General features: G+C 62.2%; 11 protein-coding genes. 5 read left to right on the forward strand and 6 right to left on the reverse strand.

The features are described 5' to 3' along the window. Window positions 1-2: 2 nt before the first annotated feature. Genes HX899_RS07515 through HX899_RS07530 form a run of 4 tightly spaced genes read right to left on the reverse strand, consistent with a single transcriptional unit; the run spans window position 3 to window position 6,092 of the window. On the reverse strand, window positions 3-1,109 hold the full coding sequence (locus HX899_RS07515; RefSeq protein ID WP_181292034.1) for an ABC transporter ATP-binding protein: 1,107 nt from the start codon (window positions 1,107-1,109) through the stop codon (window positions 3-5). After that, complete coding sequence (locus tag HX899_RS07520) at window positions 1,097-2,461, reverse strand: glycoside hydrolase family 28 protein (protein ID WP_181292036.1); 1,365 nt, start codon at window positions 2,459-2,461, stop codon at window positions 1,097-1,099. The genes HX899_RS07515 and HX899_RS07520 overlap by 13 nt, the downstream gene beginning before the upstream one ends. After that, window positions 2,458-3,552 (reverse strand): glycoside hydrolase family 105 protein, encoded by a 1,095-nt coding sequence (locus HX899_RS07525; RefSeq protein WP_181292038.1) that lies wholly within the window; start codon window positions 3,550-3,552, stop codon window positions 2,458-2,460. Before HX899_RS07525 ends, HX899_RS07520 begins: the two co-directional genes overlap by 4 nt. Window positions 3,553-3,569: 17 nt before the next feature. Then, entirely contained in the window at window positions 3,570-6,092 is a 2,523-nt protein-coding gene (locus tag HX899_RS07530; RefSeq protein ID WP_181292040.1) for a hypothetical protein, read from the reverse strand. Between the two features lie 191 nt (window positions 6,093-6,283). Here HX899_RS07530 and HX899_RS07535 point away from each other — a divergent pair, with 191 nt between their 5' ends. Beyond that, window positions 6,284-7,567 (forward strand): ABC transporter substrate-binding protein, encoded by a 1,284-nt coding sequence (locus HX899_RS07535; protein ID WP_180195568.1) that lies wholly within the window; start codon window positions 6,284-6,286, stop codon window positions 7,565-7,567. A gap of 197 nt (window positions 7,568-7,764) precedes the next feature. Here the strand turns inward: HX899_RS07535 and HX899_RS07540 are convergent, their stop codons facing one another. Then, window positions 7,765-8,688, reverse strand: coding sequence for a LysR family transcriptional regulator (locus HX899_RS07540; RefSeq protein WP_181292042.1), 924 nt, complete (start codon window positions 8,686-8,688; stop codon window positions 7,765-7,767). A 114-nt stretch (window positions 8,689-8,802) separates the two neighbouring features. On the opposite strand from HX899_RS07540, the gene HX899_RS07545 reads away from it, so the two are divergent. From HX899_RS07545 to HX899_RS07560, 4 genes are all read left to right on the forward strand, one after another. Next, window positions 8,803-9,963 carry an FAD-dependent monooxygenase gene (locus HX899_RS07545; RefSeq protein WP_181292044.1) on the forward strand — a complete coding sequence of 387 codons (1,161 nt, stop codon included), beginning with the start codon at window positions 8,803-8,805 and terminating at the stop codon, window positions 9,961-9,963. Window positions 9,964-9,967: 4 nt separating this feature from the next. Beyond that, on the forward strand, window positions 9,968-10,819 hold the full coding sequence (locus tag HX899_RS07550; protein WP_171600482.1) for an alpha/beta fold hydrolase: 852 nt from the start codon (window positions 9,968-9,970) through the stop codon (window positions 10,817-10,819). Window positions 10,820-10,875: 56 nt separating this feature from the next. Continuing rightward, the gene (locus HX899_RS07555) at window positions 10,876-12,333 is read left to right on the forward strand and encodes an MFS transporter (RefSeq protein ID WP_171600483.1); all 1,458 of its coding nucleotides are present in this window, start codon (window positions 10,876-10,878) and stop codon (window positions 12,331-12,333) included. Window positions 12,334-12,547: 214 nt separating this feature from the next. After that, window positions 12,548-13,810: a DUF3422 domain-containing protein gene (locus HX899_RS07560; RefSeq protein WP_171600484.1), complete on the forward strand. Its 1,263-nt coding sequence runs from the start codon at window positions 12,548-12,550 to the stop codon at window positions 13,808-13,810. 263 nt (window positions 13,811-14,073) lie between these two features. Here the strand turns inward: HX899_RS07560 and HX899_RS07565 are convergent. Beyond that, a partial coding sequence (locus HX899_RS07565) for an SDR family NAD(P)-dependent oxidoreductase (RefSeq protein WP_246697075.1) occupies window positions 14,074-14,806 on the reverse strand: 733 nt, incomplete at its 5' end.

Below are 14,806 nucleotides of genomic sequence, written 5' to 3' on the forward strand. Positions count from 1 at the left end.
GTTCAGCGCCTCCCCTGTCCGGGCCGCCTGGCAAAAGCCAGGCTGCTTTCGGGATCGAACAGATGAACCCGCCCCGGGGCGGCGTCGATCAGGATGTGATCACCGGGCGCCGGCGCGAAGTGGCCGGCCTCATGAATGATGATCTGCTCGTCATGGCCTGCAAGGTTGCCGTAGACATAGGTCTCGGTGCCGAGGCCCTCGTGATACTGGACGATGAACGGCAGGCCTTGCTCGCTGGAACGTGAAAAATGCGCGGGCCGAATGCCGGCGAGAACGGCCTGTCCGACCGCAATGCCGGCGGGATCGACATCGCTGACGACCTTACCACCATTGCCGACATCGATGACGACACCGCTTTCCTCGATGCCAGCGACCTTGCCCTTGATGATGTTCATACGCGGCGAGCCGAGGAAGCCCGCGACGAAGAGATTGCGCGGGCTGTCGAACAGGTCCAGCGGTGCTCCGACCTGCTCGACCCGCCCGGCGCGCAGCACGACGATCTTGTCGGCCATCGTCATCGCCTCGACCTGGTCATGCGTGACATAGATCATCGTCGTCTTGATCTCGCGGTGGAGCTTGGTGATCTCGGCCCGGGTCTGAACGCGCAGCGCCGCATCGAGATTGGACAGCGGCTCGTCGAAGAGGAAAATGTCAGGTTCGCGCACGATGGCCCGGCCGATCGCCACGCGCTGGCGCTGGCCGCCCGAAAGCTGCTTCGGACGCCGGTCCAGATAGGGTTCGATCGCCAGCATCCTGGCGGCTTCGGCAATCCGCGCCTCGATCTCGGCGCGTTTGAACTTCAGGTTTTCCAGGCCGAAAGCGAGGTTCTTGCGAACGCTCATATGCGGATAGAGCGCGTAGGACTGGAAGACCATCGCGATCTTGCGCTCGGCCGGCGAGAGCGCGCTGACGTCGCGGGCTCCGATCGCGATTGCGCCCTCCGTGACCTCTTCGAGGCCGGCGATGACACGCAGCAGGGTCGACTTGCCGCATCCCGACGGACCGACGAAGACGACGAACTCGCCGTCCTTGATATCGAGTTCGACGTCATGCAGGACTTTGACCGAGCCATACGACTTGTTGACGTTGGAAAGTTTCAGTTCTGCCATGTCCCACTCCCATCAAGTGCCGCCGTTTCGAAGACGGCGTCGTTTTTGTTCCAGCCTTGCGGCAGCGGTGTCGGCCTCGTGATCCGCACCTCGTTCATCGAGAGCCCGGTGACATCAGCCACGTAGACGGCCGGCATTCCTCCCGGATAGTGCTCAAGACCAATCACCCGCCCGTCCGACCCGCGGGTCCAGGCATTGGCACGGCCGCCGCCATCGGCTGTCGGGGAAAGGTCCGCGTTTGTCGGACGCAGGTCGTAGGACCGCGCCGTGCCGAGTTGCCCAGGCTGCTGATCAATGGCGATGCGCGCCAGCGATGCGTTACTGATGCCGGCCGACGAGGTCGATATGACGGTGATAGCCCCCTCCATCCGCCCGGTGATGTCCTCGACGATGAGATTGTCGATGGCGCCAGCCGCGCGTTCCGTAACACGGTCGACGACATTGACGGTCAGCGCTTCCCCCGAGCCCCAGAAACCATCGGGGGTCTCGCGGCACTCTACCGCAATTCGTGAAAACCTTACGTTCGATATCCGGCCGCCGTCGCGGGAGAATACGCCGAGCGCCCTGTTGGAAGATGAGACGCTGCAATCCTCGAACACGGCATTGGTGACGTCGCCATGCGTTTCCGTGCCGATCTTCAGCGCGCAGCTAAGGCTCTGAACGGAGCATCGACGAACGAGAATGTTTTCGCAACGCCCGATGGCGACACGGTCAGGACCGATGCTCGTCTTCAGGCATATGCCGTCGTCGGCCGTCGATATCCGACAGTCCTCGATGACGGCGCCGCGGCAGGCATCCAGCACGATCCCGTCCGTGTTGGGAAGGCGGCGGTCGTTGTCGATGGTCACGTTCCTGACCGCGACATCGGTGCAGTTGACGAAGTGCAGCGTCCACATCGGCGAGCGGCAGATATGGACGGAGCTGATCTCGACCTCGTCGCAGCCCTCGAAGACGACGACGCGGGGACGAAATTCGGCCGGGATGAAGGTTCCCACCGTCTCGTCGTCTCCCACGATGAAGCTCTCACAACCGGCTTCGATGCGGCCCGCCCCCGTCAGGCTGATCCGCCGTGCATCCTTGGCGACGATCATGCCGCGGTCCGATTTTTCGGCGATCACCGAAACACTCGTATGCGCATAGGCGGCATAGTCCGGAACGGGGCGCAGGATCGCGCCGTCGGCCAGATGAAGGTCGACACCGGATCTAAGCTGGAGTCCGCGGCAGACATGGATGCCGGCCATCAGCTCCACGCGTCCGCCGCCCGAAGCCGATAGGCCGTCGATGGCCGCCTGCAGGCGGACCGTATCGTCACCCTGCGCCGGCTTGATGGCGACACGAGACACAGTGCTCATTGGCGCTCGCCTTTCTCGAGAAAGACTTCCGTGAGGAGCAGCATGGTCAGCGCCTGGCCATAAGGCGTCGGCACGTTCGGAATGCGCCTGTAGAAATCGAGGTCATGGCCCATCGGCGTGCCGTCCGAGACGCCGTGGACGACACCTTCTTCGTCGATCTGCGCCAGCACCGCCGCCAGCGCGCGCTCGGCATAGGCCCTGTCGTCCTTGTCGAGAATGCCGGCATCGATGGCCCGCAACATGCCATAGGCAATGCCTGCCGTGGCCGAGGTTTCCAGCGGCGACGACGGATCGTCGAGAAGCGTCGTGAACATGCCGTCCGGGCGTTGGTATGCTTTCAAGGAGCGCACCTGGCTGACGAGAACGTTCGACAGAAAACGCCGGTCCTTCTCGCCAAGCGTCGGAACGAGATCGAAGAGCTCGGGGATGGCAACGGTGATCCAGGCATTGCCGCGCGCCCAGAAGGCATTGGCGAAATTGTGCCGCCCGTTGAAGGTCCAGCCATGATACCAGAGCCCGCTGACCGGATCGGAGAGATAGCGGGTGTGGATCACGAACTGATAGACGGCCTCGTCGATCCACTCGCTGCGCTCGCAGAGAACGCCGGCGCGGGCGAGAAACAGGCAGGCCATGAACAGTGTATCGTCCCACAATTCGCCCTCGTTGAGGCGCTCCTTGACGACGTGCTGAAAGCCGCCGTCTTCGGTCTTCGGCAATTCCTTGACGAGCCATTCGGCCCAGTCCTCGACAAGCGCGCGAAAATCGGGACGGTCGACATGCTGAACGAGGATTGCAAGCGGCAGCATCGGCGCCGTGCTGTTGATCTGGCGCGGCGGCAGGCCGCGTTCGATCTGGCCGGCATACCAGGCGACGAGTTCCTGCAGCGCTTTCTGATCATTGGTGGAAATGGCGCGGCGCAGGAAGCCGTAAAGACCGACGCCGACTTCCCAGTCCCATTCGTCGAACTGGATTCCGGAGGCGGAATTTCCCGTCACGAGACCTTCCTTGATGCCTCTGAGCCGGCTGAAAGCCGTTGCCACGCGATCGATCGTCGTCAGGAGTGCGGCGTTATCGACAGATGTTGTGTTCATGCGGGAGACCTATGTTTTTACGAGTAAAACGGCCCGTCAGTGCCGGCGCCAGAGGCTGCACTGTCGTGGGTGAGGATCGGGTGCGGCTGATCGTGGGTGAAGGGCCTCGCCTCGCCATCGATCGAAAGACCGTCGGCATAGGAGAGGTCGATCGCCGGGCCGCCCGGCGGCGTCAGAGAGAGACGCCGAAGCCCGGGATCGAAGGAAACCGTCGTCCGGCGCAGGCGTTCGATGAATGCCTTGAAGGCATCGTCGTTGCCGCATCCGACGATACCAGCCCAGCCGCAAAGCTGCCCGTAGGAGCGCGCCTCGCGGCCGGCAGTCGGGCCGTCGGTGATCAGCTCCAGGCCGTTCGACGCCCAGAGGGCAGAAAATCCCCGGCCCGATCGCGCGATGAGCCACTTGTCTTCGATGATGAGATCGTCCAGCCCGTCGCGGCCGATATAGGCGTGCGTCCATGTGTGGCGTGCGTCGCTTGTGTCCTCGATCAGCAGGGCAACGTCGCGATGCTGGGCAACGCGCGGCAGGATGCCGTTGCCGGCCCAATAGGACGGCCTTTGATTGCCCCAGGGATCGTCCTCGCCGGGATGGTTGACCCACAGCCTCGCCATGGGGTGGCCGGCCAGCCGGATGTCGAGGACATGCTGCTGATGCCCCTTCTGGCCGGTCTTGTGATCGACGACCGTCGAAAGCTGCGCCGCCTCATTTTTGAACAGCACGAGTTTTCCGCTCTCGAGGCCCTGGCTGTAACGCGCCTCGACGCTTCTTGCGCGCGAGAGCGCCGCAAGCTCGTTGAGATCGGCAGGCGGCTCGTAGCCGCCGGCGCAGAACATGGTCAATGCCGCCACACCATTGTTCAGCCAGCCGGTCCCGAAGGCGACCTGGGCGAAAGGCGCAAGCTCGGTCAGCGGGCCGGCGCGCAACTCCTTGTCGTAAGCGCGGCCCTGCGATCCGGCCGGAACGCCTGCCAGCGTATGAAGGGCGATCATCCGGAAGATGAGATCGATCTGGGCGCGGGCGCGCGCTGACATCGCCGTCTCGGCCCAGCGCTCCAGCGCCAGCAGGCCGATGAAATCGATGGGGTAATAGGCGGCCGAGTTCCACTCCGCCAACCCATGGGCCTCGACGCTGTCGAACCAGCGGCCGAGCCGCTCGCCGGCAAGTTCCGCCTGCTGCTGCCCGGTCCTGCCCGAGGCCGAAAACACCTCATCGGGCAGAAGAAGTCCGGCCAACAGCTGGCTCGTGTGAAAGCAGAGCACATGGTTCTCGCTCCAGAACCACATCGCGTCGTTACCCGGCTCGTCGACCCAGTAACGGTAGGAGCGAACGGAATGCCGAATGCGATCGACCACGGCATCGGGCATCCGGTCGGCATAGGCGCCGAGCAGCCACAAGAGCGGCACCATGATGAAATCCGAGCAATCCTCCCGCGCATCGATGGAGGCCAGCGTCGCGTCGATGATGCGGTCGAAGCTTTCCTGGTCGTGATGGCCGGTTTCCATCATGGCGATCAGGCGCCCGACGCGGTTTGCGCCGAAGCGGGCGCTGTATTCCAGTGCCTGCCGCTTGCGGGCGGCGAGCGACGTCTCTGATGGCAACGACGAAACGCTGCTCATGAAGGCGGCATCGATGACGCGCGTAACCGAACCCGTGCCGCTGCCGATCGTCATGTGGACGCCGTGATAACCGTCCGCAATGCCGCAGATATCGTCGGCCGTGAGGCTGCTCTGATGGGCCTTGAGCGTCAATCGGGAATGCGCGAGAACGGGCCGCTCGTGGCCATGACCGACGACCTTGAGCTCTACCGGCAGATCGCGTTCGGGCGCAGTGCCGAAGATGATCTCCAGCGGCTGATTGACGAAGACGTCACGAGCCGGACGCACGCCGCGCGCAAGGGCTTCCAGCTCGCGGACCTCATCCTGATCCAGCGATACGGGCAGCAGCACGCAGAGCGGCTCCTCGTCCAGCATCTCGAGCTCGAAGAACCACGTCGTGTCGCGCTCGGCCAAGTCTTCGGTGTAGACGAGGATCTGGTTGTCGCCGGCGTCCAGCGCCAGCCTTATGTCGGTTGCGCTCTCGGTGTTGCGCTTGAAGGGTTCGAAGCGCACCGCCTCCTGTCCGTTGACCCATATGCGAACGCCGCCGCAGGTCTTCAGTCTGAGATTGAGCGCTCGCGCGGTCTCCGTTCTGAACGTGCCCTTCAGCCATCGCCTAAGATGCGTCGGTACGTGCCAGAAGCCGGTGAACTCGACGCGACGGTTCGAGCCGGGAAGATTGAGGCTTTCGGTCGGCCAGGCGGTGTCGGGCAATAGCGGCCGCCCGACCATGGTCGACCAGAAGGCCTTGCGGCAGGGCAGGTCGCCGACATCGACGAAACCGTTGATGAAACGATAGTTTACGCGATCTTCGGCCGGCGCGGGCTCGCCGGGAAAATAGCTGGCGATCAGGCCGGAAACGGCCCATGCCGTGATCGTCTGGCCCATGGCCACACTGTATGCTGGCGCCATCTCGCCCGGCTGCTTGATGCATTCCGTTTTCACAGACCGCCTCCTCCGCAATCCTATGAAAATATTTTCATTAGGTTATTTGTGCGCGCCATTTTTGCAAATTGCTCAAAAACATCGCTATTGCCGCAGAAAATAGCTTGACGGAACGAATGTCAAGTATATGAAATTGATTTATCGATGGCTGAAGCCGCGATTGATGAAAATGTTTTCATGGGAGGATGAAAATGAAAACCTATCTCTCAGGGGCCGTCGCACTGGCGTTGGCAACCGCTTCTTTCGCATGGGCCGGCGCGGCCATGGCGGAAACCAAGACAATCACCTTTCTGTTCACCGACGACGACCAGGCTTACGTCGAGCGGATGGAAGCGCTCAGCAAGGAATTCGAGGCCGCGCATCCCGACGTCAAGGTCAACTTCGTCTCTTCGGGCTATGATGCGGTCGCCAAGCAGCTGCCGGTGCAGCTCGCCGTCGGCGAGGGCCCTGACATCGCCAAGATCACCGACTGGCAACTTGCCCCCTATTACCTCGACATGCGTCCCTACATGAAGGATCCGGATGGCTTCGCCAAGCTACACGGCGACAGCCTGAACACGCTTCGCTTCCCCGGCGTCAACGATCCGCAGTCGATCAACGGCTATATCGCGTCGCAAACCTTCAACCTGCCCTTCGTCAACAAGACGCTGTTCGAACAGGCCGGCGAACCGCTTCCGAAGCCCACCGCCACGCTGAAGGATATCGTCGAAGCCTCGGCGCGCGTCGCCAAGGCGACTGGCGCTCAGATCCCCTTCACGATGGACCGCTCGGGCCACCGCTTTTCCGGCGCGGCATTCTCCTACGGTTCGAACTACGTCAAGGACGGCAAGTTCTTCTTCCCCGACGATGCCGCCAAGCGCTATGTCACGGATCTCTACGGCTGGACGAAGGACGGCTCCTTCCCCAAGGAAATGTGGGGGGCTGCCGGCGGAACCCAGTACAAGAACATGGGTGACGAATTCGTCAACGGCAACGTCGTGACCTATCTCGCCGGCAACTGGATGGTCAATCCGTTCCAGAAGAAGATCGGCGATGCCTTCGACTGGACGGCGATCAGCGCCCCGTGCGGCGATGCCGGCTGCTATGCGATGCCCGGCGGCACCGCGATCGTTGGCTTCAAGCGCACCAAGTCTCCCGAGGCCGTGGCCGCGTTCATCGAGTTCCTCGGCTCTGAAAAGGTCCAGCGTGAAATCGCTGAAAACTACGTCGTCCTGACGGGCGCCGACATCAAGGACCCGCAATACAAGCTCGAGAGCAAGAATGCCAAGGAAGCGATGGCCGTCTTCCTCGGAAGCCGCAATAGCGTGCCGCAGGCAGCCCGGGACCTGGAACGTCTCAAGGGATCCTCCGCCATCTATCAGCTCATCGTCCAGAGGATGAGCCAGCTGATCGTCGGCGAGCTTTCCCTCGACGAGACCTTCAAGGCAATGAATGCCGACGTCGACAAGGTCAACCAGGCGCTCGCCGCCAAGTAACCGGTCACGCGTTGTCCCGCAAAATGCGCGCACGCACCAGCCACGGCCTCGCAACAGGGCCGTGGCTTTTTCGTTTCCTCTCGAACGCTTCGATGCGTTTCGAATTGTCGATGGCCTGGACGTCTGGCCTCGGCGGAGGTCGAACTGTCTCTGCTGCCGATGCGGCTGCTTCATAGCCTAGCGCGCGCACTCAACGGTCAGGCACGACCACGCATATGCGCGGGGACGGCAGCGATTTCCTTCGTGAGTGCAACGAAATTCCTCACGATCGAGAGCTTCAGATCACGCCGGTAAGCGATGCAGAGCGGCAAGGGTGAAAGTTGGCCGGGAGCGAGCGCGCGATAGGCGATGGCCTCCGGATGGAGGACCTGCATGGAGGCTGGAACGATCGTGACGCCGCGACCGCCGGCAACGAGGTTGATCGCTGCGACGATGCGATAGACTTCGTCGACGATCGCAGGCGTCACGCCTGCACGATCGAGGGACTGCAAGATACGCTCGAAGATACCTGGGCCATCGGGTCGCCGGTAAACAACCACATCCTGTCCCTCCAGCATTTTCAGCGTGATCGGACCGAGGCGTTCATCCGCGAGGGGATGAGCAAGAGGGATGGCGACGATCATGTCCTCTTCGGAAAGCACCGTGCTCGCCAGATCCGGAAATCGATTTGCGTCGATGTGCAGCAACGCTGCATCGATACGGCCCTCTTGCAAGGCGAGAATGAGTTCGTAGGTCTCGCTTTCTTCGACGGCGATTTTGACGAGCGGATAGGAAAGACGGAACTGCTGCAGCAGCTTCGGCGCCAGAACATGCAGCGACGCCGAACTCGTAAAGCCGACCGACAGATGGCCGGCCTCGCCTTTGTCGTACCGGCGGACATTCTCGACTGCCTGACCGGCCCGCTTGAGGATGTCGCGGGCGTCGGCAAGGAAAACTGCGCCGGCAGCGTTGAGCACGATCTTCTTGGGATGCCGGTCAAAGAGGGAAAGGCCAAGCTCATATTCAAGATCGCGGATCTGCTGACCAAGCGGCGGCTGCTGGATGTTGAGACGCGCGGCAGCTCGCGAGATGCTCCCCTCTTCTGCGACGGCCACGAAATAGCGGAGGTGTCTTAGTTCCATTGGCATCCAACATAAACTTAAAAGGTTTCATACATGAATTATATAAATATTTTACATACTACAGATGCCGCATTACGACTAGCGCCATCTTGATTGCTAAGGGAGGAAAATCGCATGGCTGGAAGTAAACCGAAAATCGCGATCATTGGTGCCGGCATGGGTGGTCTCGCCGCCGCCACGACCCTTCGCCAGGTCGGCATCGACGTAAATGTCTACGAGCAGGCACCGAAATTTGCCCGCATCGGCGCCGGCATCCAGATGCTGCCGAATTCATCGCGCGTCCTGCGCGGTATCGGCGTTCTCGACAAGCTTCAGAAACTTGCGTTCGAGCCCTATTCTCATCTCAATCGCGTCTGGGATACCGGTGAGATCAAGCGCGAGCTTCCGATGCCGGAAAGCCTTTACGGCGCGCCCTTTCTCTGCATGCACCGGGCCGACCTGCATGAAGCGCTTTATTCCGTACTACCGCCGGAGATCGTTCACCTCGGCAAGAAGCTCGTCGGCCTGGATCAGACGAAGGGCGGCGTGACACTCTCTTTCGCCGACGGCACGAAGGCGGATGCCGATGCGGTGATCGGCGCCGATGGCGTGCATTCGCTCGTTCGCGACATCGTCGTCGGCCCTGACAAACCGATCCACAAGGGCCGGATCGCCTACCGCGCGGTCTTCGACGCAAGCCTGATGAACGGCGGCGAGATCCAGGCGTCCAGAACGAAGTGGTGGGGTGTCGACCGCCATATCGTCATCTACTATACGGCTGCTGATCGCAGCTCGCTCTACTTCGTCACCAGCGTGCCTGAGCCCGCCGACTGGCTGACCTCGGAATCCTGGTCCGCCAAGGGCGACGTGAGGGAATTGCGCGCCGCCTATGAAGGCTTCCATCCGGAAGTGCAGATGGTTTTGAATGCCTGCCCGGACTGCCACAAATGGGCAATCCTCGAACGTGAACCATTGCCGCGCTGGAGCGACGGACGCGTGGCGCTTCTCGGCGACGCCTGCCATCCGATGACACCCTATATGGCACAAGGGGCTGCAACCTCGATCGAGGACGCGGCAGTGCTGGCGCGGTGCCTTGCCGGCGTCGACAATGACGACATCGAAGGCGCGTTCCGCCGCTACGAGGCGAACCGCAAGCCACGCACGTCACGCATCCAGGCGATTTCGAGCGCCAATACCTGGATGTCGGGGGGCAACGAAGACACCTCCTGGCTCTATGGCTACGACGCGTGGAACGTACCGCTCGTGGGCGAAAACGATATGGCGCTTGCCGGGTAAGGGAATGTCGATGTCCAACAGTGCAGCAAATGTGCGCGAGACGGCTTCCGGCGTCGCCTATGCGAGAACGTCCGATGGTATCGGCCTTGCATATAGACGCAGCGGACGGCCCGGTGGGCCGCGTGTCGTTCTGATCCATTCACTGGCGCTCGACGCCAGTGTCTGGGATCGGGTCGTCGGGCGGCTGGAGGATGCGGATATCGTCACGATGGACTGCCGCGGCCATGGCAGGAGCGACAAGCCTGCCGGCCCTTATGATGTCGAGCGGTTCGGCGACGATACCGCCGACCTGATGGGAGAACTCGGGTGGAGTGACGCCGTCGTCGCAGGCTGCTCCATGGGCGGTTGCGTGGCGCAGGCCTTCGCGGCGCGGCACCCCGAGCTGGTGCGCGCCATGCTGCTGATCGACACCACCGCCTGGTATGGTGCCAACGCGCCCACGGAATGGCGCGCCCGGGCGGCAAAGGCTCGCAGCGAAGGGCTGGCATCAATGGCCGAGTTTCAGGCAACGCGCTGGTTCGGCGATCGATTCCGGATGGATCATCCGGCGCAGGTTCAGCATGCCATGTCGGTCTTTACCGCCAACGATATCGATGCCTATGCCGCGACCTGCGCCATGCTCGGCGATGCCGATCTGCGCCGGCATCTGGGAGGTTTCCGGTTTCCCGTTTCGGTGGTCGTCGGCGAGGAGGATTACGCCACCCCCGTCGAGACGGCCCGAGATCTCGCTGCGGCCATTCCGGGCGCATCCCTCACCGTCTTGCCCGCGGCGCGGCATCTGACGCCGATCGAATGCCCCGACCAGATCGCAGATGCGATCCGGTCGCTGTTCAGGCGGTCGACGGCTAACGGCTAACGCCGGCGCTACGAAGGCGCCGGCCATCATCAAGGTGCTGAATCTGGGAGGATAGAATGCACGACAACACAATTACGCTGGCCGCATCCGCGACCGCAGATGGGCTAGAGGCCCACGATCCGACCCCGGCATCCGACAGCGGTCGCGCCGCAGCGCTGACTGCCCGTTTCGAAGCCATTCCCTTTACACCATGGCACCGCCGGGCGCGGATCGTCATGGGGAGTGCCACGTTTCTCGATGCCTTCGATGCCCTTTCGCTAGCATTCGTCCTTCCGATCCTGATCAAGTTATGGGAGCTTTCTCCGGCCCAGATCGGCTGGATGATCGCCGCCAGCTACATCGGCCAATTGCTCGGCGCCCTGCTCTTCAGCCGTCTTGCCGAAAGTTTCGGCCGCGTCCCCATGGCGGCAGCGGCCACAGCGCTGATGTCGGTCATGGGCCTCGCCTGCGCGCTCACCGGCAATTTTCAGATGCTTTTCCTATGCCGCCTGATCCAGGGCATCGGTGTCGGAGGAGAAATGCCGGTTGCGGCCACCTATATCAGCGAACTTTTGCGGGCGAAGGGACGCGGCCGCTATTTCATGCTCTACGAGATGATCTTTCCGGTCGGGCTGATGATCACCGGCCAGGTTGGGACCTTGCTCGTGCCGATCCTCGGATGGACATCGCTGTTCTTCATCGGCGGCATTCCGGGTCTCGTCATCGCCTATCTGCTTTATCGGCTGCCGGAATCGCCGCGCTGGTTGATCGGCCAGCAACGCCTCGACGAAGCGGAAGCGATCATCCGCCAGGCTGAGGCGAGCGCAAGAAAGGCAAAACTCGATTATCAACAGGAGCCGCAATCGGCGCCCGAAGCGTCGGCTGCAGCACCCGCCCCTGCACAGGTCGCCCGGCAACCGAGAAGCCGCTGGAGCGAGCTGCTGTCTCCACGCTTCCGCGTGAGGACGTTGATTGCCTGGGTCCTTTGGGCGAGTTCGTTCTTCGTCGCCAACAGCCTCAACAACTGGATGCCAACACTCTATCACACCGTCTACAAGCTCGAGCTCGGAAGCGCTCTTCGGGCGGCGTCGATGACCAATGTCGCCCAGGTCGCCATCCTTCTGGTTTGCGCTTTTTGCATCGACCGCATCGGTCGAAGAACTTGGGCCATCGTGTCCTTCCTGGTCGGCGCGGCACTGTTGAGCGCCTTGGCTGCAGGTGGTGCAGGCCAGCTCTGGTCGTTGATCGTGCTGGCAACGCTTGCCTATGGCGTCGTCGGGTCGATCAATGCGGTCTTGTACCTGTACACGCCGGAGATCTATCCGACGCGGATGCGCGCCATCGGAACCGGCCTTGCGACGTCATGGCTGCGCATAGCCTCGGCCGTCGGGCCGACCACGGTCGGTTATATGGTGGGGACGCAGGGCATCAATTCGGTGTTCATGATGTTCGCGATCGTCGCCGCCATCGGTGCGGTCGCGGCTATCGGAATGATCGAGACCGGCGGCCGACGGCTGGAAGAAACCTCGTCGTAAGGCCAGCCTCACCAGTCCAGCGGGTGACAATCGAACAATGGGGCAACGATGTCGTGCAAGCCGCCGACATCGTTGCCCTTTATGGTGACATGTGGTTCGGGAGAGGCTATAGGCGTTGTCAGCCTTCGCCGGCTCGCAGGCGCCATGGTCAACTCACACATGCCGGCAACCCGGTTACATCCGGCGACTGTCTACCGTATAGAGGTGCATTTCCATGCCGATGGGCTCCGAGCATCCGCTGCGAAGGGAACTTCACAACGAGCTCCACGCGCGGCCGTCGCTCTACTTCGATGGCGACACGGATGTGTGGCACGTCGCCATCGTCGGAGAAAATGCCCCTCCTCAGATACCAAGTTCCCTGCCGGGATTGGAGGATGTCTCCACGACCCGCGAGGGCAACCACGGCATCGGCCGCATCGGCGACGGCCGGCTGAAGTGGGAGGCTCATACCGAGTTCCTCACCCTGACCTTCGTCGTTCCCGCATCGGCCGAGCCCGGCAGCAATCCGCCGGAAGCGTTTCAGGCCTGCTGCCGCCAGATCGACGGGAAGATCATCGCGGCCGTTCGGGTGCTGGTGCGGGACGAAAAGGACGGGCAGCGTCCGGAAAAACCGAGGCTCGACTATGTCGCCTCTCAGGTCGGCGGCGGCGATGCGGAAGTGCATTCGAACTTCCGGCTGACCGACAGCGGTTTCGTCGAATTTCTGTTCTTCAACCGCAACCTCAATGCCTATCGCACCGGCCGCATGGTCAGGCGTTTCCTGGAGATCGAGACGTACCGGATGATGGCGCTGCTGGCGTTGCCGATGGCACGCGAGACGGTGTCGAAGCTTTCCGTCTTCGACCGGCGCCTCGACCTGCTGATCGCGCATATGCAGAGTGCGGTCAAGGTCGACAAAGCCCTGCTTTCCGAGGTCACCAAGCTCTCGTCGGATGTGCTCAATTTCTCCGCTCTCGCCCGTCACCGCTTCGGCGCGACGAAAGCCTATGCCGAGATCGTCGCAAGCAGATCGTCGGAGCTGCGCGAGGAGCGCGTCGAACAGCGCCAGCGGATCGGCACCTTCATCGACCGGCGCTTTCAACCGGCCGTCCGTGCGGTTCACGCCGCCGAACGCCGCCTCGATGAACTGGCCGAACGTGTGAGCCTGGCCGGCGACCTGCTCAGAACGACCGTGCAGGTTCAGCTCGAAGATCAGAACGCCTCACTGCTGACATCAATGGAAGAGCGGGCGCGCATCCAGGTCCATATCCAGCAGGCGGTCGAAGGCTTCTCCGTCATCGCCATCACCTATTACACCGTTGGCCTCGCAAAGATCTGCCTGGAAAGCATCTCCGAACTGGGCGTCGATCCGCACGTGTCGAAGCTCGCCGTTCTCGGCGCCATCCCGCTCGTGCTTTTCGCCGTCTGGGCGGCAGTTCGTCATGTTCGCAAGAGCATTGCCGGCCACTCTCACGGTCCCGCATCAGAGAGCCACTGAGGCGACGCTGGCCGATGATCGCTCACCGCCGCCCTTTCGAGGCGGCGGCGTTTTCTTGCCTGCTTCGGCAGGACGTCAGGATGCCATCGCTTAGTGGCGATGTTCCGATGCCCGGCCGCTGCCCGTTCTGAACCGCCGCAGCAATTCGGCAAGGCTTTCGGTTTCATGTGTCAAGCTCTGCGCGGCCGCCGTAGTCTCCTCGACCAACTGAACACGATCATCCCGCTTTCCGGATATCGTTTCGACAAACTCGTCGACGGGCACTATTTCTGCAGCTTGCTCCGTGCCGGGGAGCGGCTACCGCAACATTCCTTGAGGCTCTTCCCTGAACCGCAAGGACATGGATCTTTGCTCCTGCGCTGCAGGCGACCGATCAGAGGGAGAATAGCTGCGGTCGGCAAGAATGCGGCGACAAGAGTGATCAACTTGGCTGAAATGCCAGGGACAACGCGGCGACGGCCGGAGTTGAAACCGCTCCAGGCCCGCTCAGCGACATATTCAGCGTCCAGCTTGGGCAATATCTTGAAGAGAGCCGCCCGGTTCGCGCCGGCCTTTTCAAGGAATTCGGTGGATACCGGTCCGGGCGCGACACATGTCACGGTAACGCCAAAGCGGCGCACTTCCTGATGGAGCGCGTCCGAAAAAGAGTGCACGAAACCCTTGCTTGCGTAATACAAAGCCATGTACGGCCCGGGAACCAAACCCGCTATGGAGCCGAGATTGATCACGCCGCCACGTCCGCGCGCCAGCATTCCAGGCAGGAAGCGAAGGGTCATGTCGGTCAGGGCGCGTATATTGAGATCGATGATCCCAAGCTGATCGTTGACGGGGAGTATCGTTGCTGCACCTCGCAGACCATACCCAGCACTGTTGACCAGGACGCCGCAGACCAAATCGTTGGCGGTTAGAAAAGCCTCGAGACGCGCCGACGCATCGGCTGCGAAGAGATCCAGCTCCAGCGTGAACGCCTCGCCGCCGGCCTGCCGTACGTCGGCC

The sequence above is a fragment of the Rhizobium sp. WYCCWR 11146 genome, assembly GCF_013591995.1.
Classification (GTDB): Bacteria; Pseudomonadota; Alphaproteobacteria; order Rhizobiales; family Rhizobiaceae; genus Rhizobium; species Rhizobium indicum.

What these genes read in the sequence shown, in the direction of transcription:
- HX899_RS07515 (WP_181292034.1), bottom strand. Translation starts at nt 1,109, where the DNA reads ATGGCAGAACTGAAACTTTCCAACGTCAACAAGTCGTATGGCTCGGTC.
- HX899_RS07520 (WP_181292036.1), bottom strand. Translation starts at nt 2,461, where the DNA reads ATGAGCACTGTGTCTCGTGTCGCCATCAAGCCGGCGCAGGGTGACGAT.
- HX899_RS07525 (WP_181292038.1), bottom strand. Translation starts at nt 3,552, where the DNA reads ATGAACACAACATCTGTCGATAACGCCGCACTCCTGACGACGATCGAT.
- HX899_RS07535 (WP_180195568.1), top strand. Translation starts at nt 6,284, where the DNA reads ATGAAAACCTATCTCTCAGGGGCCGTCGCACTGGCGTTGGCAACCGCT.
- HX899_RS07540 (WP_181292042.1), bottom strand. Translation starts at nt 8,688, where the DNA reads ATGGAACTAAGACACCTCCGCTATTTCGTGGCCGTCGCAGAAGAGGGG.
- HX899_RS07545 (WP_181292044.1), top strand. Translation starts at nt 8,803, where the DNA reads ATGGCTGGAAGTAAACCGAAAATCGCGATCATTGGTGCCGGCATGGGT.
- HX899_RS07550 (WP_171600482.1), top strand. Translation starts at nt 9,968, where the DNA reads ATGTCGATGTCCAACAGTGCAGCAAATGTGCGCGAGACGGCTTCCGGC.
- HX899_RS07555 (WP_171600483.1), top strand. Translation starts at nt 10,876, where the DNA reads ATGCACGACAACACAATTACGCTGGCCGCATCCGCGACCGCAGATGGG.
- HX899_RS07560 (WP_171600484.1), top strand. Translation starts at nt 12,548, where the DNA reads ATGCCGATGGGCTCCGAGCATCCGCTGCGAAGGGAACTTCACAACGAG.